Source organism: Rhodoferax sp., from assembly GCF_030646845.1.
Classification (GTDB): Bacteria; Pseudomonadota; Gammaproteobacteria; order Burkholderiales; family Burkholderiaceae_C; genus Rhodoferax.
In genome coordinates this window covers 48,352-71,682 of the sequence record NZ_JAUSLE010000065.1, presented here as the reverse complement: position 1 = coordinate 71,682, position 23,331 = coordinate 48,352, and the positions used below count along the sequence as shown (strand labels likewise).

Below are 23,331 nucleotides of genomic sequence, written 5' to 3'. Positions count from 1 at the left end.
TGGAGATTGAAGGACATGAGCGATTCCGTCTTGGTCTGGATTGCCATCGCTGTCTTTTTGTTCTGGTCGATGGGGGCCTACAACCGTCTGGTGCGCCTTCGTTCCCAGGGCCTTGTTGCCTTTGCCGCCCTGGAAGGGTCGTTCAAGCAGTACTTATCGCTGGTAAAAGAAAACATCCCCGATACGGCGGAGGTCCACGATGGAGACGATGCTGGACATGGGCACGACAACTCTTCTGCCGCCTGGGCCGGGCTTGCCGCCGCCGCTGAGCAGTTCAACGCATCGCTGAAAGTGGCCCATGCGCACCCTTTGAATGGACCGACGACGAGTGCGCTGAAAACAGCATTCGAGACCCTGTGCCTGTCCTGGTCCCGGCTGCAACATCTGCCGCCCGATCTGGCGGGGTCGGCACTGCCGGCCACCTTGCAGTCGCAATGGGAGCACATTGCATTTCAGACAGAAATAGCCCGGACGGAATTCAACAGGATGGTCGCGAGTTACAACGACGCCATCAGCCAGTTTCCTGCGCTATTGCTGGCGTGGATGTTTGGTTTCAAGCCGGCGCAGCCGATATAGATTTGCAGATGAACTCGAACGAACAAAAAATTCCATTGTGGCGACAGTTGCAGGCGGTTGCCGCCTTGTTGCATGGCATCCGCTCAGGCGTGTCCGGAACGGCGGCGCTGACCGACGTCCCCTCCGACCTGCGGCCTGGCGTCCAGGCTCTGATATTTCACGTCCTGCGCTCGCTTGGACGCGCTGAAGCGCTGAGGCAGCTACTCGCGGGTCGCACCCCGCCGCCGCAAGCCGACGCCTTGTTGTGCACGGCGCTGGCCCTGGCTTGGCGCGAACAGGACGCGCCGTATGAGGTGTTCACGCTTGTCAACCAGGCGGTGGAGGCGGCCAAGAAAAACCCGGCAACCAGCGCACAGGCAAGCTTCATCAATGCCTGCTTGCGCCGCTTCTTGCGCGAACGTGACGCGCTGGTGGCGATCACTGACAAAAAACCGGTCGCGTTGTGGAACCATCCCAAATGGTGGATCGACCGCCTGCAGAAGGAATGGCCAGCCAGTTGGCAGGCCATTCTGGAAGCCAACAACCGACAGGCACCGATGACCCTGCGAGTCAACGTCAGACGAACCGCCGTGTTGCCTTATTTGCAGACACTCAAAGATGCCGGTCTGGATGCCGTTGCGGCCGGCAGTTACGGCGTGACTCTGGCGCAAGCCAGACCCGTGCAAGAGCTGCCGGGATTCGCGGACGGCGCCGTGTCGGTGCAAGATGCCGCTGCGCAGCTTGCCGCGCCCCTGTTGTTGTCCGGGCTAAGCTCAGCGGGTCCGCTCCACGTACTGGACGCCTGTGCAGCGCCGGGCGGCAAAACTGCGCATCTGCTGGAAACCGCAGATTGCGAGGTGACGGCACTGGATGTTGACCCTGTGCGCTGCGAGCGAATTCACCAGACCCTGCAACGGCTGGGACTGCGGGCCCGTGTGCTGGCGGCCGACGCGGCTGATACGGCAGCCTGGTGGGACGGCCAGTTGTTCGACGCCATTTTGCTGGACGCACCCTGCTCCGCCTCCGGCATCGTGCGACGTCACCCCGACATACGCTGGTTGCGCCGGGAATCCGATATTGCGCAGTTGGCCGTGATTCAGGCCCGACTGCTCAAGGCCTTGTGGGCCTTGCTCAAGCCAGGTGGGCGACTCCTGTACTGCACTTGCTCGGTCTTCAGGGCGGAGGGTGAGGATCAGATACAAACGTTTCTTGCGCACAACACCCAGGCAGTCTTGCTGCCTTCACCCGGGCATTTATTGCCCCATAACGGGGCAAATAGCGACGCCGTCCCGGACAATCTAGCTTGTGACCATGACGGCTTTTATTACGCACTGCTGGAGAAACGCGCGGCTTGACCTGCTTGGGCTGATCGCTGGCGCGTGTCTGGTTTGGGGCCACTTCGGGTCGGCGCACGCTGAAGCACCGATCACAGAAGTGTCTCCTTTGCGCTTTGAGCGCGCCGGCGAAGCAGTGCTACTTTCCGCCGCCGTCAAGTTCGAATTGCCTGTTGTGGTGGAGGAGGCCCTGCTCAAGGGCATCCCCATGATTTTTGTCGCTGAAGCAGACGTGTTTCGCGAGCGCTGGTACTGGACGAACAAAAGGGTGGCTGGCGCCGAGCGACATATGCGATTGGCCTATCAGCCGCTGACCCGTCGCTGGCGGCTGAACGTGGCCTCAGGCCTGATTACCAATGCCGGGCTGGGCGTCGCTCTCAATCAGAACTTTGAGGCATTGTCCGAGGCATTGGCGGCGTTGCAGCGACTGTCTCGCTGGAAGATTGCCGATGTTTCAGAACTCGATCTTGAGCAGCGCCACTTTGTGGCGTTCCGTTTTCGCCTGGACATGTCGCAGTTGCCGCGCCCATTTCAGATTGGCACGCTCGGTCAGACCGAGTGGAATATCTCTGTCTCATCCAGCCAACCTCTGATACTGGAGAGCGGCCCGTGAGAGACATCGGCCCGGCGGCGGCCGCGGCGCGCCGCTTTTCCACACGAAACTCCCGCGCCCTGCGCTGGACTGTGGGCGTCGGTCTCGCTGCGATGGTCGCTGTCGGACTGGTGCTGCTGTTCCTGCTGACGCAAGCGACCACGAACCGTGAAATGTACGAGCGCAATTACGCGCGACTTTTTGTGCTCAATGTGGTCGTCGCCGGCCTGCTGCTGCTGATCATTCTTTGGATTGCCTACCGACTGGTCAAGCGGCTACGTCAGGGCAGGTTCGGCAGCCGCCTGCTGGTCAAACTGGCGGCCATCTTTGCCTTGGCGGGCTTCGCGCCAGGTGTCCTGATTTACGTGGTCTCGTACCAGTTCGTGGCGCGCTCCATTGAAAGTTGGTTTGACGTCAAGGTCGAAGGGGCGCTGGATGCCGGCCTCAACCTTGGGCGTGTCACACTGGAAACCCTGTCCAAGGATCTGGCGACCAACGCGCGTGCATCGACCTCACAGCTGTCAGACATACCGAATGTCAGCGTGACATTGCCACTGGAACGTGTCCGCGAACAACTGGGTGCCAGTGATCTCCTGCTATGGAGCGCCTCGGGGCAGTTGATCGCCGCGGCGGGCCAATCCCGCTATCAGCTCAATCCGGAACGGCCAAGCCAGCAACAATTTCGCAATGCGCGGGCCCAGCGATCGATCACCTGGATTGAAGGGCTTGATGATGCGGTGCCGGGCGTGGCAGGGGATGCGCGCATCAAGGCGCTGGTTCTCGTTTCCAGCACAAGTCTGGGCCTGTTGAGTGAGCCGCGTTTTCTACTTGTGACACAAGCCTTGCCGCCGACGCTGGTCGCCAACGCGCTGGCCGTCACGGAAGCCAATCGCGAATACCAGGAACGGGCGCTGGCACGTGAAGGCCTGCGCCGCATGTACATCGGGACCTTGACGCTCAGTCTGTTTCTGGCGGTGTTTGGCGCGGTCTTGTTGGCGGTCTTGTTGGGCAATCAGATTGCCCGCCCGCTCCTGTTGCTGGCGGATGGTGTGAGCCAGGTGGCGGCAGGGGACTTGACACCGAAGGCATCTTTGCAGGGCAAGGATGAGCTTGATGGCTTGACCCGTTCATTTGCCGAGATGACCCAGCAACTGTCAGAGGCCCGACAGGCGGTTCAGACCAGCATGGAGCAGGTCAATGCCGCACGGGCCAATTTGCAGACAATCCTCGATAACCTGACGGCGGGTGTCATGGTGCTCGATGCGCAAGGCGTCATTCAGTCCTCCAATCCAGGTGCGACACGAATTCTGCGGGTACCACTGGCGGCCTACGAAGGCCGTCGCCTGGCTGAAATTGAAGGGCTGCAGACATTTGGCGAAAAAGTTCAGGCGCAGTTTGATTCGTTCTTGGGAGCGCGCAGCGAACATGGCCTGGATCACTGGCAGCAGTCGTTTGAGTTGGGGAACGCCGCCGCTGCGCTAACCGGCAGGCAAGCCGATGATGCTATTATTTTAGTAGCTCGAGGCGCTGAACTACCAGGGTCTTCGAGGCTTTTAGTCTTTGATGACATCTCTGAAATCGTGTCTGCTCAGCGAGCCCAGGCCTGGGGTGAAGTGGCCAGGCGCCTGGCGCACGAGATCAAAAACCCATTGACCCCGATTCAATTGTCAGCTGAACGGCTGGAGATGAAGCTGACGGGCAAGGTCGCACCGCCAGAACAGGCCCTGCTCACCAAGTCAGTCAAAACCATCGTGGACCAGGTGGACGCCATGAAGCGTCTTGTCAACGAATTCCGGGACTATGCGCGACTGCCCGCCGCTGAATTAAGGCCCGTTGACTTGAATGCCCTAGTGACGGAAGTATTGCAGCTGTATGCGAGCGAAACCTCACAGGTGCCAGTGCAGATGGAGCTTGACCCACGCAGCCCGCGAATACTGGGCGATGCCCAGCAGCTTCGACAAGTGATGCACAACTTGCTTCAGAATGCGCAAGATGCCACGGAAACCGCTGGTCATACCGATGGCGGACACGCCGTGATCATTAGAACCCAATGGCTTGAGACGGTCGGACGGGTTCGACTCAGTGTGCTTGACTGCGGCACTGGTTTTCCGGAGCACATCCTCAAACGTGCATTTGAACCCTACGTCACCACCAAGGCCAAGGGTACAGGACTGGGATTGGCCGTCGTCAAAAAAATTGCCGACGAACATGGCACCCGCGTGGACATTGCCAACCGCATGGTGGACGGCAAATTGTTGGGTGCCCAAGTATCGCTATCATTCACCACTGAGAATGTCGTGTCGGGCTAGCCGCGCGACACAGATATACCCAAGGGGCGCGCTAAAACATGGCAAACATACTGGTGGTTGACGACGAGCTCGGCATCCGCGATCTGTTGTGGGAGATTCTGAACGACGAGGGCCATACGGTCGAAGTGGCTGAAAACGCGGCGCAAGCACGTGCCGCCCGCCTGCGCGACCGGCCTGATCTGGTACTGCTGGATATATGGATGCCGGACACCGATGGCGTGACGCTTCTCAAGGAATGGGCCTCCACGGGTGCCCTCACCATGCCCGTCATCATGATGAGCGGGCATGCGACCATCGACACTGCGGTTGAGGCCACCAAGATTGGCGCGCTGGCCTTCCTGGAAAAACCCATCACCCTGCAAAAACTGCTCAAGGCGGTCGAACAGGGACTGGCCCGCGGCGCGATCCGCAAGCCGCCACCGCCCCTCACGACCTCGGCGGTCATGCAGGTGGTGGACGTTGCCGTGATGATCGGGCAATCAGCACCAGTTGCGACAGAGGCGGGACTTCAATCCCAACGAACCTTCATGCTGGACAAGCCATTGCGCGAGTCTCGCGACGAATTTGAAAAGGCATACTTTGAATACCACCTTGCCAAAGAAAATGGATCCATGACGCGGGTGGCAGAGAAAACAGGGCTTGAGCGAACACACCTGTATCGCAAGTTGAAACAATTGGGCGTCGACTTGACGCGAGGCAAACGCAACGCGGCGTGACCTGCGCCTTTGCGATCGCGTCGGAGATGCTGCTATAATTTGCCGCTCAGGCCCGGTAGCTCAGTCGGTAGAGCAGAGGATTGAAAATCCTTGTGTCGGTGGTTCGATTCCGCCCCAGGCCACCATATAAAACTCCTTGCAAATCAACGGTTTGCTTGGGGGATTACAAAATAAGCGGCCCTTCAAACAGGCCGCTTTTTTGTTTTCTGACGCAGGTTCTGACACCGACGCGCGTATGCGGATGTCTGGTGCACCCCTGCGTACAGGTTGTGCCATCACTGCGCACAGGTGCGCCTGAAATGTCTTTGGACATTTTGGAGCCCTGTGGACAAGGCAGATGAGGCAAGGCTTTGAGGAGGTCCTTTTAAGACCGCCTAAAGGCTTGCCAGGGGCTTAAAGAACAGCGCTTCTTACACGCAACTCCACCAACTCAGGAGTTGCAAATGCACCCGTTTTCAAATCAGGCCAACAAGAAGGCATCCTCCCAGCCGGCACCCGTCAAGCAGGCACCTATCGCCCGGCTCAAAAAGGGTCAGACGTCTCGCGCAAGCAAGAACGTTAGCGTGCTCAGCCCCGCCTATTTCGACCCGGCTTTTCGGGCGTTACGCGCAGGCCGCGAACCGGGTACCTTCGCTGGCGGCGCGAATCCGCAGAACCCCTCCAGGCAGGCGCCAGCCACAAGCGTCAGCCGCCTGCGACACCAAGCCAGCACGGCCGCCGTGACGCACGCGACAGCGCAAACGCCAAAGTGCGAACTCAGCGCCTGCACCCTCAAAATGCGCCAGACCTTGTTGCGCCACGTTGCGCGGATGCTCGCAGAAGGTGGGGTGTCCCATGGCTAAGGCATACAAGGAAGGTATCGGCTGGGCCATGCGCCAGCACTACAAGGGCAACGATATTTACAAGTGCGGCTACGAGCTGAAGGAGCAGGTTGAGAAAGCCGTGCGCGATTGCCTGACTGTCATCGACCGGAATTTACGTCCAGCGGGATTGGGCGCTGACAAAACCACGGTGGCGCAGGCGCTTCAGGACTACGCAGTGGAGCGACTGCCATTCATGAAGGGCGCGGTGCAGGAGGCGCGTCGAATGAACCATTACTTGCGTTACGCAGGTCTGGACACCCTGGTGGCGACCGCGATTAAGGCCCCGTCGGATGCGCCGGATGAAAAGACAAAGTCGGGCGAAGGCGCCTACTTTGAGGTGACCCTGGCGCCACATACGACCGAGCGGAAAGTTGCCAATGGCCTGCACAAGCACCGTCGCAATCAGTTGACCCAGAATGCCAATACTGAAAAGTACCGTGCAGTGATTGCCACCACGCCCATGAGTGAGGTTTCAAGAAAACTTTTACAGGACTTTGTTCTTGCCATGCAGCGCGACAAAAACGCGGCGTCCACCATTGCATTGGAGCGCTCGATGCTGCGTGTCCTGTTCAAGCACGCATTCAGCCAATGGACATGGGCCGACTTGCACGACAACCCCGCGACCAAATTGAAATTACCCCAAGTCAACAACACACGTAAACGTGTGGTTTCAGAGGAAGAGAAGTCCCTGCTCGATGCATCGATTGAAGACTGCAGAAATAGCCTGGTCGGCCCCGTCATCAGCCTGCTGCGTGAAACCGCAATGCGGGCGTCCGAGCCTCTTGAAAAAGCCCATTGGCGGGACGTCAATTGGGAGCGATGCGTCCTCATACTGCATGACCCGAAAGAAGGTGGCGAGGGCGAGGTGCCACTGTCTCCCGCTGCCCTGCAGGCTTTGCGCGACCTGGGCCCGGGAGCGCCCGACGAGCCCATTGTGAAAATCACCTATGAGTCACTCAGGGCATCCTGGAATCGCGCCTGTAAGCGCGCCGGCATCAAGAATTTGAACATGCACGACCTGCGCCGGACGGCGGCCACGCAAATGGCGCTAAAAACCGGCAATGTGTTTCTGGTACAGGCCTTGACTCGACACAAGACCTTGGCAATGGTCCATCGTTATGTTCAGGTCGGCGCCGACGACGTTGTGAAAGTCCTGCATGCGCCCACGCCGCCAGCGCAGTCAGCGCCGACCCCGGTTCAGGCAGCAGCGCTGGAGCCGGCGGTCGCGTGCGTGGCGCCGGCCTTGTTCACGCAGGAGCAGATGGAAGCCATGGCGAAACTCGCAGCACAAGCCGCGATTGCCGGGCTTGTTCAGGCGCAATCACAACGCCAGTCCAATCCGGACGTACAGGACCAACCGTGCGTGCCAGCGCTTGCCTCCCGCCAGGAGTTGCCATCGGATAGCGAGCCCGACCCAGACCGGGGACCAGGCAATGTGCTGCAGCTGGCCAGAAGGAGCGTTGCCTCAGAAGGGAGCGGTTCCTTGCTGAGCGCTCAAGGCTGATAAAGCCCGGGACCCCATCAGCCACCCGGGCTCTGCAGGAGCGACCCGGTTGATGCACTGAAACAGTATGCCGCTGCACGTGCGTGCAGCGGCATACGGCGGCGTCTGCAAAGGTCGACCTGCACATTGAAGTGGCGGACATGTCATTTGCAATGCAGTTCTGCCCGGCCACAAGCCGCTGCTGCGCCAGGAATAGTGCGTTCAGGGACTGATGCGCAGGCCGCCAGGTCTGCTGTGCGCGCGAGCGAATAGGAGTAAAGAGACGGATTGCGCCAATCCCGCTGTACAGGCGGGCTCGCGGGCTATCGCTGCATTGCAATGAACATCAGATGCATTGCAATCGACATCAAATTGCCTGTTTGTGCAGGTCAAACCGGATTGTGGGGGCACCCAGGGAGGGGGTTGCATTGCAAGTGACATCGATTGCATCGCAAACAACATGGGCTTTTGTCCATGGCTCAATCCGATGTCGATGACGGGCGTTTTTTCATCCACCGCACCTGACCCTGGCGCAATGACCAGCCGGGTTCAATGATGTCCCTGCGCGTCAGTTCCTGCAGCGCCAGGCGCATCGAGTTGACGAACGCACGCTCGCCAGAGTCCGAGCCACTGAGCTCGCGCAGGGTGGTGATGTTCATGGGGATGAGCCTGGTCTGGCTTTCGATGAATGCGTAGAGCCAGGTTGAGAGGCCCTCGGACAAGGTCAGCCGCAAAGGCATGGACAGCCAGACCCGGGGGGACAGGCGGAACAGGTCCACGATGTGCGGGTGCAGGGCGACTCTCCAGGGGCCACGGGATGGATAGTCAAAAGCAAGACACAGCTGCACGCTGAACTTGCCGGTAAGGATGAGGCCCTTTTGCAGGCGCTGGATGTGAATGCGAAGTTGCTTGCGGCTATTGCCATCGTAGCGACCGAACAGGGCGATGCAAACGGGCTCGGGTTGCAGGGTGACCCGGGTGCCAGCCTGCACGTCGCGCAGCATATGCATGAGCGCCAGAAAAACACGTCCATCCGACTGCCTGAGCTCGGGGCCGCTGTAGCGGATGGACGGCGTGCCGAGCACGACTGGCAGCTCAAGTTCGACATTGAGCTGCCGCTCCACCGAGCGGCTACGTGCATTGAAGAGGGCGCACTGGAAGAAAGCGCGTGGACTCAGAAACTGTGTCGGCCCGTGCTGGGGGATGAAAAATTCCTGCAGCCGCCTCTCAAGCTCAGCCTCCTCCTCTACGTAGAAACGGATTTCCTGGTACAGGGCATGCTTTTCTGGGGACGGCTTCAGGCCGCGCAGGTCATTGAATGCGTCTTCCCGCCGCGCACTGAAGCCCCGCTTGGTGTGCAGCACCCCCCGGCGGGTCAGCAGCGGCTCTGACGGGTTTGCACTGTCGATGGTCACATCCGGAAATAAATGCGCGGAGCAGTCGTCAACGCCAGCTGGTGCTAATGCAGCGCTGGCCAATGTGCCGTCTGGGCGAGCCGGCAACGAAGGGGTGGGATGGGAAGACGCCATGGCGGAATTGTTCGAACCATTGAAACTGGGGAATTGACTGCCCGGCCCCGGCGGCGGGCACCGGGGCATGGGGCGGCCGCGGACGAAACCGAGTTGCTGTCAGCGACGCGTGCGGTGAGGGCTCGGGCGGTTTGAAGATGTCAGACCGGTCGCCAGGCTTCTTGCACGGCAAATTGACGTTGACGCCAGTCCTGGAGCACCTTCGGGCTCCAGAAGGCCCACTTGCCCATTGGCACGCCTTTGGGGAACTTGTTCGCCAGGACGAGGTTTTCGAGGGTGCGGGCCGAGATGCCGAGCTGGGCGCAGACCTCAGCTTTTTTGAGGTAGACGGGGGTGTTTTCTGTTTGCATACATTGACCTGAGTGATTGTTAAAACACGTATATGCGACGAGTTTTAAATTTGGCGCGATACGAGCACGTTTTCTGCAATTCGACAGGCATATTGGTCAGGCCTATGGATGCAATTGCCCTTTTAGACCGGCCATTAGAAGCATCACCTGCCCGCGAGCCAGTTCAGGTATCCATCGGGACTCAAGAACGACAAACTCGTGGGTCCAGGCGGTCGTAATCCCGTTTTCTCAGCGCGCATAACTCAAGGGGTCAAGTATTTCGGTTGGCCGCGTCTGCTTTGTGCCCCTTGGCTGTCATACTTTGACAAAGAGCAACAAGGGGAGGCAGTTTTGGATGTATTCGACTTTCGCGCCAGTCTCGTTAAAGAGTATTCGGATTTCACGCGCAGTTTTACCCGCATCAGGGCAGATGACATCCGCACTTTCATCGATGCGGAATACGACTCCCAGAAGTTCTGGCCAGAACCTCTTATTCAGGTCAATCCAAACTTTCGGGAAGGTGGCACGGTGGAAGCCTTTGTTGAGGCCGGTCACTTACATCACTTGTGCGCCGATATTTTTCGATTTGGCAAGACAGATTCCTCGGCAGGGTATTCCCTGCCACTGCATAAGCACCAAGCGGAGGCCATCAGCCTGGCCGCTGCTGGTGAGAGCTATGTCCTGACCACGGGTACGGGCTCCGGCAAGTCACTCGCCTATTTCATCCCCATCGTGGACGCCTGCATCAAGGCGAAAGCAGCGGACCCCACGCCCCGGACTCGCGCCATTGTTGTCTATCCGATGAACGCTCTGGCCAACAGCCAGCTGGAGGAGCTCAAAAAATTCCTTGGCGCTGACCCCGCTTCCCGTGCGGTGACTTTCGGCCGGTTTACTGGTCAAGAAGACACTGAAGAGCGCGAAGCCATGAAAGCCAATCCGCCCGACATTCTGCTCACCAACTTCATGATGCTCGAGCTGCTGCTCACCCGGCAAAATGCCATCGACCAGCAAGTGGTGGCGAACGCCCGGGGCTTGCGTTTCCTCGTTCTTGATGAGCTGCACACCTACCGAGGCCGACAGGGTGCTGATGTTGCCTTGCTGGTTCGCCGCGTGCGTGAAGCGCTGGCGGACAACCTTGTTTGTATCGGTACCTCGGCAACCATGGCGACTGACGGCACGGAGATGGAGCGCAACGCCACGGTTGCACGCGTTGCATCGCGTCTTTTTGGCACCGCCATTCCCGACCGCAACATCGTCACCGAGACCCTCAAGCGCACCACGCCGGAAACTGAGACCGAAAAGACGGTCGCCCCCAAGTTGGCTGCTGCCATTGCCGCAGGGGTTCCGAGTAACCTGTCGTTTGCAGAAATGGCGCGTCACCCCGTGTCCGTTTGGGTCGAGCTGACGCTGGGGTTGACTTATGAGAGCAATAAGCCGCGTCGTGCCAAGCCCAAGACCCTCAAACAGGCGGCTGCTTTATTGGCGCAGGCCTCCGGCCAACCGGAGTTGCAGTGCAACGATTACCTGCAAAAGTTTTTGCTCCGGGCCTACAACGTCACCGATGCCACCGGCAAATCGCTTTTTGCGTTCAAACTGCACCAGTTCATTTCGGGTGGGGGCAAGGTCTATGCCTCCTTAGAGGCTCCAGGCAAACGCGCCATAACGCTTTTCGGCCAGCAGTTCGTCGCTGGCGACCGCAGCCGCCACCTGTACAACGTCCACTTCTGCCGAGATTGCGGCCAGGAATATGTTCCGGTGTGGGATGCAGCGGGGCCGGAAGGCCGTGTGTTGCAGCGACGCAGTATTGATGAACGCCAGAACGAGGACGATGGCATCAAGTTCGGTTTCTTCATGCCCGACGTGGACCATCAATGGAATGATGCCGACCCGGAAAGATACCCCGAAACCTGGGTCGAAGAGCGAGCGGATGGCGAGTGGCGTGTCAAAAGCACGCAAAAGAAATTCGTGCCCCAGGCGCTCAAGGTTCGCCCGGATGGCGTCACGACCACGGCCGAAGGTCTCAACGGTTGGTTCATCCCTGGAAGCTTTCGCTTTTGCCTGGCATGCAACACCAGCCATGCGACTGCCGGCAAGGACTCCCTGCGTTTGACATCGCTGTCAGGTGAAGGCCGTAGCTCGGCCACCACCATGCTGACGCTGTCCTCGCTGCGGTACCTGTACGAGCAAGACCATCAGCTGTCGCGTGAAGCCAAGAAAGTCTTGGGTTTTTCTGACAACCGGCAGGATGCCGCGCTGCAGGCCGGCCACTTCAATGACTTCTTGCAGGTCCTGTTGACGCGAGCCGCTTTGTTGTCGGCGCTCCAGCGCACGGCGGGCAAGCCGCTGTCCGAAAAGGAAATTGCCAATGCCGTGTTTGAGGCCCTGGGCTTCGAGCGCGATGATGCAGGCGTTCGTGCAGAGTACATGCAGCAACCGGAGGTGAAGGGCAATGCGCGTCGCCAGGTCCAAGACGCCATGCGCTCCATCCTGGGCTACCGCAGCTTCTATGACCTGCGGCGCGGTTGGCGTTTCAATAATCCCAATCTTGAACAATTGGGCCTGGTCCGCATTGCCTACCAGGACATTGATGACCTGGCTGGTGATGAAGCTGAGTGGGCCAATGCGCCCCAGGTGTTACGGTCGGCAAAGCCGGCAGAGCGTGCACTGGTGCTGCAAAAGTTGTTCGAGACCATGCGCCAGGGCTTGTGCATCGCCACACGTTATCTGGACCGCACCGAGCTCGACCAATTGCGCACCCTCAGTTTTGCCAATCTGCGCGAACCTTGGGGCTTCACGGAAGACGAGCGCCCGCTGCCTGCTAAATGGTTCATCACGTCACGCCCGGCGGATGACAACAGGCCGCGCGGACGCAGACAGAACATTGAAGACTACTTGGTCATTGGCTCCAGCCGCTCACGCCTGGGTCGCGAGTTGCGCAAGGGCAGCACCTGGGGTGGCGCGAATCCGTTCTACAAACAGGTCAATGACAAGTCGTACCCGGATGTCATAAACGCTTTGTTAAAGGCCGCTGAAAGTTACGGACTGGTGCGCAAGGAAGAAACCGATGTCGGCCTGATGGGCTGGCAGCTCAATGGCAGCTCCCTGCTCTGGGCCGCTGGCGATGGGCGCAGCGCATTGCAGTCGCATGACAATGTCTTTTTCCGCAACCTGTATCGCAACATTTCGCGCTTGTTGGCCGAGCCAGCCCACCAGCTGTTTGACTTTGAAGCCCGCGAACACACGGCGCAAGTGGAGCAGGAAGACCGCATGGAGCGGGAAGCCCGCTTCCGATTCACTGAAAAAGACCGCAGTGAATGGGTGAAAACGCATGGCACTGAGCTTAACTGGCTGCCGGTGTTGTTCTGTTCTCCCACGATGGAGCTCGGCGTTGATATCTCCTCGCTCAATACCGTCTACATGCGCAACGTGCCGCCGACACCGGCCAATTACGCACAGCGTAGCGGTCGTGCCGGCCGCGCCGGCCAGCCAGCGCTAGTCATCACTTACTGTGCAGCGCAATCGCCGCACGACCAGTATTACTTCCGCGACCCCGTGCGCATGGTGCACGGGCAGGTCAATCCGCCCACCTTGGACCTTGCCAACCGTGAGCTCGTGCAGAGCCACATGCAAGCCATTTGGCTTGCCGAGACCGGCAAGAAACTGGGCAACAGCATCCGTGACCTGTTGAACATGGACAAGCCTGACGACCTGCCCATCACGGACGACCTGGAGTCAGACCTTGGCAAGCCGCAGGCCCAAAAGCGTGCCCATGCGCGTGGTTTGGCGGTACTGGCCATGCTGAAAGATGAGCTGACACCGGAACGGGCTCCTTGGTACACCCCAACTTGGCCAGAGACTGTGTTTCAACGGGCCTACCTTGAATTCGACAGCTCTTTGAACCGTTGGCGCGACCTCTACCGTGCAACAGCGAGGCAGATTGAACTCAACTTCAAAATTGAGAACAACCCAGCTGCCAGCGAGCGCGAACGCCGCGAGGCTCAACAGCGGCATAACGAAGCCCGCAAGCAACGCGACTTGCTGTTGGCTGGGGAAAGCGCCTTCAACAGTGACTTTTACACGTATCGGTACCTGGCCAGCCAAGGCTTTCTGCCGGGCTACAACTTCCCGCGACTGCCGCTGCTCGCGTACATTCCGGCGCGTCGCGGCAACATTGGCCGCGAAAGCTTTCTGTCACGCCCACGGTTCTTGGCATTGAGCGAGTTTGGTCCCTACAGTCTGATTTATCACGAGGGTAGCCAGTACCGGGTGACCAAGGCCCTGCTTACCATTACCAGTCAGGACCAGGTTTCCGAGGGCGCCAAGCTAACCACCGAAGTGGCCCGCTTGTGTCCCTCTTGCGGTTACGGTCACTTCCGCTCCCAGCGGGATGCCGACCGCTGTGTTTCTTGCGATGCCTCGTTGTCTGGCGCCGAAGAGGTCAAGAACCTGTACCGAATTGAGAACGTGTCGACCAAGCGGGCCGAGCGCATTACCGCCAACGAAGAAGAACGGACGCGGCAAGGCTACGAGATGCAGACCACGCTGCAGTTCGCAGAAGCAGATGGCAAACTGCAAATGGTCATGTCGGAGGTGTCCGATGCCGAGGGGCCGCTACTGGAGCTGCAATATGGTCCGGCGGCCACCATCTGGCGCATGAACTACGGCTGGCGCCGACGCAAAGAAAAAGCTGTCCGCGGCTTCATGATGAATCCGGTTACCGGGCATTGGGTCGGTGGTGTGGATGAAGCAGGCGATGAGAATGGTGACGACGCGCCGCCGGATAAAACGCCGCCCCAGCGCATCGTCCCCTTCGTGGAAGACCGCCGCAACATTCTGGTTATTCGTCCGTCTTACCGTCTGGGTGTGCTCTCCGCGTCTTCCATGACCACACTGCAGTACGCGCTCAAGCGCGGTATCGAGGCGGTGTACCAATTGGAGGAAAGCGAGCTTGTCGGCGAGCCGCTGCCCAACCGGGACAACCGGCAGTCCATCCTATTTTTCGAGGCAGCTGAGGGCGGTGCTGGCGTGTTGACCCGCATCGCGACTGAACCCCATGCTCTTGCGGCCGTGGCGGCCGAGGCGTTGGAAATCCTGCACTTCCAGCGTCCGGCAGTCGGTCAACCCTGGGCCAAAAAGACCTTGGTCGAAGAGCTCGACGAGCATGGCAAGTCGATTTGTGAAGCAGGCTGCTACCGTTGTCTGCTGTCCTATTACAACCAGCCTGACCACCCGATTATTGACAGAAAAGACGCGGTCGCCAAAGGCCTGGTACTCGACATTCTTTGCCGGCTGACGGCGTCCAAGCTTGCTTTGGGAACGCAAGGACGGGCCCCAGCGCAGCACAGTGCCGAGCTCGCCCGCATGTCCACCAGTTCCCTGGAACAGGCTTGGTTGGCCTACGTAGAGGCGCATGGGCATCGCAAGCCTGACCGCGCGCAGCACACCATTGAATCAGTTCATGCCTGTTCCGACTTCTTCTATGACGACTACAACCTGGTTGTCTTCGTCGACGGGCCGCACCACGACAGGGCTGCCCAGCAGGAGAAGGATGAAGCCATTGACCGCAAGCTTGACGAGCAAGGATTCTTGGTTGTCCGCTTCCCGAAAGAGCAGGTCCTGTGGCCTGCCATTTTCACGAAAAATGCCGACCTCTTTGGTGCTGGTAAAAACGAATAAACGATGAATGCAATGACCGCTGAGTTTTACCCGGGGAGCCTTGTCTCCGCCCGTGGCCGCGAATGGATAGTCTTACCGGAATCTAGCCCAGACACCCTTCATCTGCGCCCTTTGGGTGGGGGTGAAAAGGATGAGTCGTTGATTTACCTGCCGCTGGAACGCCAGCCGGTTCAACCCGCCACTTTTCCTTGGCCCACCGTAGCGCAGGCGCGCAACCATGCTGCCAGCCAGCTATTGATGGATGCCCTGCAGTTGAAGCTGCGAAATGGGGCGGGGCCGTTCCGCAGCTTTGGCAACATCGCTGTGGAGCCCAGGGCCTATCAGTTGGTGCCGCTGCTGATGGCCATGAAGCTCTCAACCGTGCGTCTACTCATCGCCGACGACGTCGGTATTGGCAAGACCATCGAGGGCGCCCTGATTGCCCGTGAAATGCTGGACCGTGGCGAAATTCAACGCATGACAGTTCTGTGCCCGCCGCATTTGTGCGAGCAATGGCAGCGTGAGTTGGCGGACCGTTTTCACATCCATGCCGTGGTGGTGCGCAGTGCTACCGCCGCTCGCCTGGAGCGCGAGTTGGCTCCCGGTACGTCGGTGTTTGACGCCAATCCTTTCACCGTGGTCAGCCTGGATTACATCAAGTCCGAGCGCCGTCGCGAAGCATTTCAGCGTTTTTGCCCTGAATTCGTCATCGTCGACGAGGCCCACACCTGCACCCATGGTGGTCAGGGTCGGCAGCAGCGCTATCAGCTTCTCAAGGGTTTGTCCGAAGACGTCAACCGCCACATGGTACTGCTCACGGCAACCCCCCACAGCGGCGATGAGGATGCGTTCTTCAATTTGCTTGGTCTCTTGAAGCCGGATTTCACGCAACTCAAGGACCTAGCACCCGGTGCACGGACTGACTTGCGGGATGACCTGTCACGCCATTTTGTGCAGCGCCGCCGTCCCGACATCGCTGAGTGGCAAGACGCATCGATGTTCCCAGACCGCAAAACCGCTGAAATCACTTACCGGCTTACCGGGGCCTGGGGCCAGCTGTTCAATGACGTGCTGGACTACGCTCGTGAATTGGTCGTGCGCACCGAAGGACAGGGTTTGCGTGAGCAACGCATGGGTTGGTGGGCCGCGCTGGCCCTGTTGCGCTGCATCTCGTCTTCACCTGCCGCCGCCGTGAATGCCCTGCGCACACGGCTTGATGGTTCAGCTAAAGGCGAAGAGTCTGAAGAGTTGTCGTTGGATGACGTCGAAGCCCAGGCGGGCGAACGGGTGCTGGACGGCATAGACGACTCCTTGTCCACCGATGACATTGAGCCTGCCGCGCAAACGGAAAACAGCGCGCTGCTGCAGAAACTCATTGTCGATGCAGAGAAGCTGGCTGGCGATGCCAACGACCCCAAGCTCACCAAGCTGCTCGAGCACCTGACGCTCCTGGTTAAAGAGGGCTTTAAACCCGTCGTTTTCTGCCGGTACATCGCCACGGCGCATTACCTGGCCAACTTTCTGCGGGGCAAGTTCAAGGATGCCACTGTCAAGGCAGTCACGGGCGAGTTGACGCCAAGTGAACGTGAAGCAGCAGTCGAGGAGTTGGGGGACACTGAGAAACGAATTTTGGTGGCCACGGACTGCTTATCAGAAGGCATCAATTTGCAAGGCCTTTTTACCTCAGTGGTGCACTACGACCTGAGCTGGAATCCCACCCGCCACGAGCAGCGAGAAGGCCGCGTGGACCGCTTCGGCCAAAAGGCACGCGAAGTCCGCAGCACCATGCTGTATGGCGAAGACAACCCCGTCGATGGTGCCGTGCTGCAAGTCATTCTGCGCAAAGCCGAAAGCATCCGTAAGGAGCTCGGTGTGCTGGTTCCCATGCCAGACGACCAGGGCAAGCTTACTCAAGCGCTGCTGAATGCCGTGCTGCTGCGTAAAAACAATCGCGTCGGCAATCAAGCCCAAGTTGCCCTCGACTTTGGTGAGCCGGCGCGTGAGATTGAAACAGCCTGGCAAAGCGCCCGCGACAAAGCCGCCAAAAACCGCTCCATTTTTGCCCAGCGCCGTATCAAGCCGGAAGACGTATTGCCTGAGTGGCGCAAGTCTGCCGCTGTGTTGGGCGGTGAGGATGACGTAGCACGCTTCGTCACTCGGGCCGTGGCCAAACTCGGCGTGCCGTTAGAGCCCTATAAACAGCACAACAAGCTGCACTTGGACCAGCTGCCAACCTCCATCAAAGAGCGGCTGGCCGCTGACGGATACACAGGCACGTTGCGGGTGAACTTCCATCAACCGGCAGACCAGGGCGCGATGTTTATCCACCGCACCCATCCACTCGTCGTGGCTCTGGCGGACACTTTGCTGGAGCGCGCGCTGGCCTCGCAAGATGCGTCAGAAGACGATGCGGTGGCCCGCGCAGGTGCTGCCTTTGTGGGCCATGTCAGCGCGAAGACCACTGTGCTGCTGCTGCGCCTGCGTCACCAGCTCACCGTGACCCGCGGCAGTCAGACCCGTTTGATGCTGTGCGAAGAAACCGTGGCTGTCAGCGCCGCTGGCGCTGATGCCATTGTCAGTTTGCCAGCCAATGAAGCGCAAAACTTGTTGGGCATGGACGCCTCCCGCAATATGCCCGCTGTCATCCGTGACCGTCATCTGCAACAAGCACTCGACGCCATACCTGGTTGGCAACCGCAACTCGAGGCCATCGCCCGTGAACGGGCCCAAATTTTGTTACAGGACCACCGTCGTGTGCGCGAGGCGGCTGACGCCAAAGGCACCTATCAGGTTACTGCCAGCCTGCCGGTAGATGTGATGGGTGTTTATGTGCTGGTTCCAGCCGCAGCAGGAGTTTGACCATGTCCCGCCGCACCACCCAACTCATTTACCAAGCCATTCGTATTGAAGGCGGCCTGATTCCCGCCGACGAGCTGGCGCGCTTGACCACGCTGCAAACGCCCGACAAGACCGAGCAGACCGACAGCCATTACCGCATCCCCAAAGGCTTGAAGCTGCGCGATGAAGTGGCTCGTTTTTGGAAAATTGGCCAAAGTCTGTGGACAGACTTGCAGACCTTACGCCAGAGAAATGACGTCGATGCACACCAAGTTACTGTGCGCAATTTCCTGGTACCCCTCTTGCGGGATGTTCTGGGCTTCAGCGACCTGACTGGTGGTGCCACAGTCGGGGCCTCTGGCCACACCTACAACATCGGCCACGCCGCCAGAGAAGGCCGCCTGCCTATAGTCTTGGCTGGGCATACTCAGCTGCTGGATGCGCCCACGGAGCGCTTTGGCGAGCTCAACCCGGACACCGGTAAAACCCGCCGCCGCTCGCCCTTCATGCTGGCACAAGAGGCGCTCAATGCCTCTGACCAGTCTCTATGGGCCATCACGAGCAACGGTCTTACATTACGTATCCTGCGTGACAATCCCAGTCTGACACGGCCGGCCTATGTCGAGGTGGATTTGGAGGCGCTATTCTCAGAAGACCTGTACGCCGACTTCACCGCCTTCTGGCTGCTTGCACACGCTAGCCGTTTTGGAGTTCCAGAGGCGGAGCCCGCTGACTGTCCTTGGGAACGCTGGCGTGCTGCCGGGCAGGAGGCCGGTGTCACCATCCGCAGAAACCTCCGCTACCAGGTGGCAGATGCCTTGCGAGCCTTGGGCACAGGATTTTTAAGTCATCCTGCCAATAGCCACCTGCGTGAGCAACTGCAAAATCAAGAACCCCTGCAGGGGCTGACTAAGCAAGCCTTCTTTGAAGAGCTGCTAAGGCTGGTTTATCGACTCATCTTTCTGGCCACAGTGGAGGACCGTACGGATGCCTCCACCGGACAGTCACTCATATTCACGCCAGGGTCATCTAAAGAGACCCAACAACGTTATCGGGCCGGTTACTCCATTACCTGGCTGCGCGACCGCGCCGTGCGCCGCAGCAGCTTTGATATCCATGGCGACCTTTGGCAGGCACTGAGCATTACCTTCGACGGTTTGGCGCAGGGACAGAGCGCGTTGGCGCTGCCTGCTTTGGGCGGTCTCTATGCCGCAGACCAATGCCAGAATTTGGCCAATGCTCAGATAGAAAACCGTTGGTTGCTGAAAGCTGTCTTTCAGCTAGGTTACTTCCGCCAAATCACCGGTCTGACCCGCGTCAACTATCGCGATATGGGACCCGAAGAATTGGGCAGCGTTTACGAAAGCCTGCTGGAACTGGTGCCCGATATTCAGAGCTTGAGCCAGCCGCATGCTGCCAAACTCGCCTTCGTGGGTGATGACGATATCGATGCTTCCACCCAAGGAAACACCCGTAAGCTCACTGGCAGCTACTACACGCCCGACGGCCCAGTGCAGGAACTCATCAAGTCGGCGCTGGAGCCGGTCATCGCCGACACCGTCAGAGCCAACCCGCGGCAGCCCGTAGAGGCTCTACTGCAGCTCACAGTGTGCGATTTGGCCTGTGGCAGTGGCCACTTTTTGCTGGCCGCAGCCCGCCGTCTGGCGGACGAAGTGGCCAAACTGCGTGCTCCGGACGGTGCGCCCGCCCCCGCCGACTACCGCCACGCCCTGCGTGATGTGGTCAGCCACTGCATTTACGGCGTGGACAAAAACCCCATGGCCATTGCGCTGGCCAAAACTGCTCTCTGGTTGGAGGCCTACACCCCAGACCTGCCACTGACATTTCTAGACCACCATTTGCGGGTAGGCGATGCGCTGCTGGGTGTCTTGGACCCCAAGATTCTCAACAATGGTATTCCCGACGAAGCGTACGCAGTGCTCAGTGGGGATGACAAAGCCACCGCGGCTGCTCTAAAAAAGCAGAACAAGGCCGATTTGAAGAGTTGGAAGGAAGTTGCCGCGGGGGACATGTTCCAGGCGAGCACATTCGCCGCAGAAGCTGATGCCGTTGAGCACTTGCCCGACAACAGCTTGGATAGTATTGCTGCCAAGCGCAGCGCTTGGGCGCAATTAGCTAATAATGCGCGGCACAGTACGCTGGCTCGCTTAGCTGACACCTATGTTGCCGCCTTTTTGGCCCCCAAAGTTCCTAGCAATACCAAGTCAATCCCGCTATCCGGTTACCTGTGGGCGTTGGTGAACGGCGCAGGTGCTGTGAATGCTGACATTGACAGCGCAGCCGACCATTTGTGCCGAACGCACAGCGTTTTTCACTGGTGGCTGGCGTTTCCGCAAGTAGCCGCCAAGGGAGGGTTCTCTGTCATGCTAGCCAACCCTCCTTGGGAGCGAATCAAGTTACAAGAGGAAGAGTTTTTTGCCAACCGCAGCCCCATAGTTGCCAGTGCCAAGAACAAGTCCGAGCGCAGCAAGCGCATTGAATTGCTGCGGCAGGGTTTGCTGCTGCACACGCTCTACCCCGATGTAGAGGCCGCCGAAGGCCTACACCCGCCCAGCCGTGCCGAAATGCACCTGTATGAAGAGTTCATCATGGCGCGTCGAGGCGCCGAGGCTGCCAGTCTGTATGCGCATGATAGCGGCCGTTTTCCGCTTACCGGTGTTGGGGACGTGAACACCTATGCCTTGTTTGCCGAGTCGGTTTATCAGTTGATTTCACCCACAGGTCGGGCCGGTTTCATCGTGCCCACGGGGATTGCTACGGACGACTCCACCAAGGCCTATTTTGGCGACATCTCACAGCGCGGACGTCTGGTCAGCCTGTATGACTTTGAGAACAGCGAGGCCATATTTCCGGCAGTCCACCGAAGTTACAAGTTTTCTCTCATCACGCTAGGTAACGCGGCTGCCGCCGAGTTCGTCTGCTTTGCCACGCAGGTTAGTCATCTCACTGAGCGACAGCGCCGCTTCACGCTCACGCCAGAGGAGTTTCGCCTCATCAACCCCAATACTGGCACATGCCCCATTTTTAGAAGCCAGTGGGATGCTGTATTGACCAAAAAGCTTTACCGTGCGGCACCCGTGCTCATCGCGGAAGGAAAAGGGGATGACGAGGTTGATGTGAACCCATGGGGCATCAGCTTTCAGCGGATGTTCGATATGTCCATCGACAGTGCCCTGTTTCATGACACCCCCGCCACAGGTTTCGAATCACCGCGCCTTCCGCTGTACGAAGCTAAGATGATTCACCAGTTTGACCACCGCTGGGCTACCTACGTGGATGCGCCGGAAAAACCCAACGGTGTGGATACTGCGGACCTGAGTGACGCCCAGCGCGCCGACCCCACCTGTATCGTGCGTCCGCGATACTGGGTGGACTCCGCCCAAGTGCTGGCCCGCATCGCTCACGCACCCAGTCGTGTGGCCAATGCTTGGCTGGTCTGGCATGAAGCATGCCAATCGACTATTCACGCAGTGTCCACTGCCGCCAATAACGCTGTTTCTGGCGATACCCTAAAAGAGAGCGAAGCCGCGCTGACTCTAGCGCTGGCAGGCTGGGTAGCGGGTGAACTCTTTCGCTGCAGCGCGGGTCTGCCCACACCAGCAACCGGCAGCGAAAAATCCGGCTGGTCAACCGCGTTGAGCTGGAAAGCCACCCAGGCGGTCGAAGCCAGTTTGGCTGCCCAGCATCCGGTCTTGGCTTTGGCCCTCAAGGAAGACGACACCAGCGGCAAAAAGGCATTGCCCGCTTTTACCAAATGGGCGCTGCAAGACGCTGACGTTGGTTTGAGCAATGCGGAACTGGCCGAATTGGAGACCCTGCAAAAAGTGTCAATAGCCAATGCGGCTGAAATCGCTACTGTTTCAATAGCTGCTCACGAAGGTGATGCGAGGGCCAGAGGCACGTTTGGCCTAAATTTTATGGATGTTTGGATGGACCAGCGCAGTCCGAGGTGGCTGATGGGGTGGCGCGGCATAGCGCGTACAACGGATGAACGAAGCGTTATTCCGTCATTGTTGCCCCGTGCGGCTATAGGAAACAGCATTCACATCGTCCTACCGTCGCATCACATATCGGCAGCGTTAGTGTCAAGTCTTCTCGCCAACGTCACGTCGCTTGTTTTTGATTTCGTCGCCCGTCAAAAAATTGGAGGGGCTAACTTCAATTTCTTTATTCCAAAGCAGCTTCCGGTGCTGCCCCCAGACCGATACACAGAAACGGACCTCGCCTACATCGTTCCCCGCGTGTTGGAGCTCACTCAAACGGCTCACGACATGCAAGCCTGGGCTGACGACTTGGCCGCCTACGACCCGCGCCCAGTGGGGCAGCGCACGACGCCTTATGGATGGAACCCCGAGCGCCGTGCCCAGCTTCGTGCCGAACTCGACGCTTATTACGCACGCCTCTATGGCCTCACTCGCGACGAACTTCGCTACATCCTCGAACCTGCCGATGCCCCCTTCGGCCCCGGCGGCGCACTTCTCGGCCCCGACTACCCTAGCGAAACCTTTCGCGGACTCAAAAACAAGGAAGAGAAAGCCTTCGGTGAATACCGCACTCGGCGACTGGTTCTGGCGGTGTGGGACAACTTGGCTATGGAAAATATTTCACCGCTTCCGCTGGCGGACGAAGTTTCCTTGCCGGTTTACTCGGAACAAGGCGTCATCCGCAGTCTGCAGGAAGGAGATTTTGCGGGGCTCATCGCCACCTTGATTCAACGCAGCACTGAGGGCATCGCGGTTATGGAGCTCCAGGATGTGATTGCTCATTCAACTTTGGCCACCACTTACCTGGAGCCTGCTGATTCTGCTCGGCTATTCGTGCTGGCACAGACTGTTGAGTTGCTGGGAAGCAACTCAACATTGCCCTTGATTTCTCCTATCGTCCAACGCCTTGAAGCGGCCGGCGCGGTCACCAGAAAACGGGTAGGCGGGAAAAGTCTTTACTTCGCAGGCACTAGCGCGCTACCGTCTGACGTGTTGAGCAGGGCTGAGCACGAAGAAATGGCCCAGTTGATGCTGATGCTTGAAGCACGCCGGTCGCACGCGCAGGTCAATCAAGGCGATGAGGCGGAGCCAGGTCAGCAAGCGCAAGGCGGTCGTTAAGGAAA

General features: G+C 59.0%; 12 protein-coding genes and 1 tRNA gene. 11 read left to right on the top strand and 2 right to left on the bottom strand.

The window, feature by feature from the left end; translation table 11 throughout:
* Positions 1-15: 15 nt before the first annotated feature.
* From Q7T10_RS16315 to Q7T10_RS16280, 8 genes are all read left to right on the top strand, one after another.
* Entirely contained in the window at positions 16-576 is a 561-nt protein-coding gene (locus Q7T10_RS16315) for a LemA family protein (RefSeq protein ID WP_304750339.1), read from the top strand.
* An 8-nt stretch (positions 577-584) separates the two neighbouring features.
* Positions 585-1,910, top strand: a complete 1,326-nt coding sequence (rsmB, locus tag Q7T10_RS16310) for a 16S rRNA (cytosine(967)-C(5))-methyltransferase RsmB (protein WP_304750338.1) — start codon at positions 585-587, stop codon at positions 1,908-1,910.
* A complete protein-coding gene (locus tag Q7T10_RS16305) occupies positions 1,867-2,502 on the top strand; it encodes a DUF4390 domain-containing protein (RefSeq protein ID WP_304750337.1) in 636 nt (211 codons plus the stop codon). Before rsmB ends, Q7T10_RS16305 begins: the two co-directional genes overlap by 44 nt.
* Positions 2,499-4,790: an ATP-binding protein gene (locus Q7T10_RS16300; protein ID WP_304750335.1), complete on the top strand. Its 2,292-nt coding sequence runs from the start codon at positions 2,499-2,501 to the stop codon at positions 4,788-4,790. Before Q7T10_RS16305 ends, Q7T10_RS16300 begins: the two co-directional genes overlap by 4 nt.
* Before the next feature lie 38 nt (positions 4,791-4,828).
* The gene (locus Q7T10_RS16295; RefSeq protein WP_304750334.1) at positions 4,829-5,506 is read left to right on the top strand and encodes a response regulator; all 678 of its coding nucleotides are present in this window, start codon (positions 4,829-4,831) and stop codon (positions 5,504-5,506) included.
* A 49-nt stretch (positions 5,507-5,555) separates the two neighbouring features.
* A tRNA-Phe gene (locus Q7T10_RS16290) sits at positions 5,556-5,631 on the top strand.
* 318 nt (positions 5,632-5,949) lie between these two features.
* A complete protein-coding gene (locus Q7T10_RS16285) occupies positions 5,950-6,348 on the top strand; it encodes a hypothetical protein (RefSeq protein ID WP_304750332.1) in 399 nt (132 codons plus the stop codon).
* Positions 6,341-7,873: a site-specific integrase gene (locus Q7T10_RS16280; protein ID WP_304750331.1), complete on the top strand. Its 1,533-nt coding sequence runs from the start codon at positions 6,341-6,343 to the stop codon at positions 7,871-7,873. Before Q7T10_RS16285 ends, Q7T10_RS16280 begins: the two co-directional genes overlap by 8 nt.
* 458 nt (positions 7,874-8,331) lie before the next feature.
* Here the strand turns inward: Q7T10_RS16280 and Q7T10_RS16275 are convergent, their stop codons facing one another.
* Both Q7T10_RS16275 and Q7T10_RS16270 read right to left on the bottom strand, forming a co-directional pair.
* Positions 8,332-9,381: a hypothetical protein gene (locus Q7T10_RS16275; protein ID WP_304750330.1), complete on the bottom strand. Its 1,050-nt coding sequence runs from the start codon at positions 9,379-9,381 to the stop codon at positions 8,332-8,334.
* Positions 9,382-9,521: 140 nt separating this feature from the next.
* Complete coding sequence (locus Q7T10_RS16270; protein ID WP_304750329.1) at positions 9,522-9,731, bottom strand: AlpA family transcriptional regulator; 210 nt, start codon at positions 9,729-9,731, stop codon at positions 9,522-9,524.
* A gap of 330 nt (positions 9,732-10,061) precedes the next feature.
* Between Q7T10_RS16270 and Q7T10_RS16265 the strand changes: the two genes are divergently transcribed.
* From Q7T10_RS16265 to Q7T10_RS16255, 3 genes are all read left to right on the top strand, one after another.
* Positions 10,062-15,386, top strand: coding sequence for a DEAD/DEAH box helicase (locus tag Q7T10_RS16265; RefSeq protein WP_304750328.1), 5,325 nt, complete (start codon positions 10,062-10,064; stop codon positions 15,384-15,386).
* A gap of 138 nt (positions 15,387-15,524) precedes the next feature.
* Positions 15,525-18,224 carry a helicase-related protein gene (locus Q7T10_RS16260; RefSeq protein WP_370653785.1) on the top strand — a complete coding sequence of 900 codons (2,700 nt, stop codon included), beginning with the start codon at positions 15,525-15,527 and terminating at the stop codon, positions 18,222-18,224.
* Between the two features lie 2 nt (positions 18,225-18,226).
* Entirely contained in the window at positions 18,227-23,326 is a 5,100-nt protein-coding gene (locus tag Q7T10_RS16255; protein WP_304750327.1) for an N-6 DNA methylase, read from the top strand.
* Positions 23,327-23,331 lie beyond the last annotated feature (5 nt).

Excerpts from the sequence above, each read along its gene's own strand:
- Q7T10_RS16315 (WP_304750339.1), top strand. The coding sequence starts at position 16 with ATGAGCGATTCCGTCTTGGTCTGGATTGCCATCGCTGTCTTTTTGTTC.
- rsmB (WP_304750338.1), top strand. The coding sequence starts at position 585 with ATGAACTCGAACGAACAAAAAATTCCATTGTGGCGACAGTTGCAGGCG.
- Q7T10_RS16305 (WP_304750337.1), top strand. The coding sequence starts at position 1,867 with ATGACGGCTTTTATTACGCACTGCTGGAGAAACGCGCGGCTTGACCTG.
- Q7T10_RS16295 (WP_304750334.1), top strand. The coding sequence starts at position 4,829 with ATGGCAAACATACTGGTGGTTGACGACGAGCTCGGCATCCGCGATCTG.
- Q7T10_RS16285 (WP_304750332.1), top strand. The coding sequence starts at position 5,950 with ATGCACCCGTTTTCAAATCAGGCCAACAAGAAGGCATCCTCCCAGCCG.
- Q7T10_RS16280 (WP_304750331.1), top strand. The coding sequence starts at position 6,341 with ATGGCTAAGGCATACAAGGAAGGTATCGGCTGGGCCATGCGCCAGCAC.
- Q7T10_RS16275 (WP_304750330.1), bottom strand. The coding sequence starts at position 9,381 with ATGGCGTCTTCCCATCCCACCCCTTCGTTGCCGGCTCGCCCAGACGGC.
- Q7T10_RS16270 (WP_304750329.1), bottom strand. The coding sequence starts at position 9,731 with ATGCAAACAGAAAACACCCCCGTCTACCTCAAAAAAGCTGAGGTCTGC.
- Q7T10_RS16255 (WP_304750327.1), top strand. The coding sequence starts at position 18,227 with ATGTCCCGCCGCACCACCCAACTCATTTACCAAGCCATTCGTATTGAA.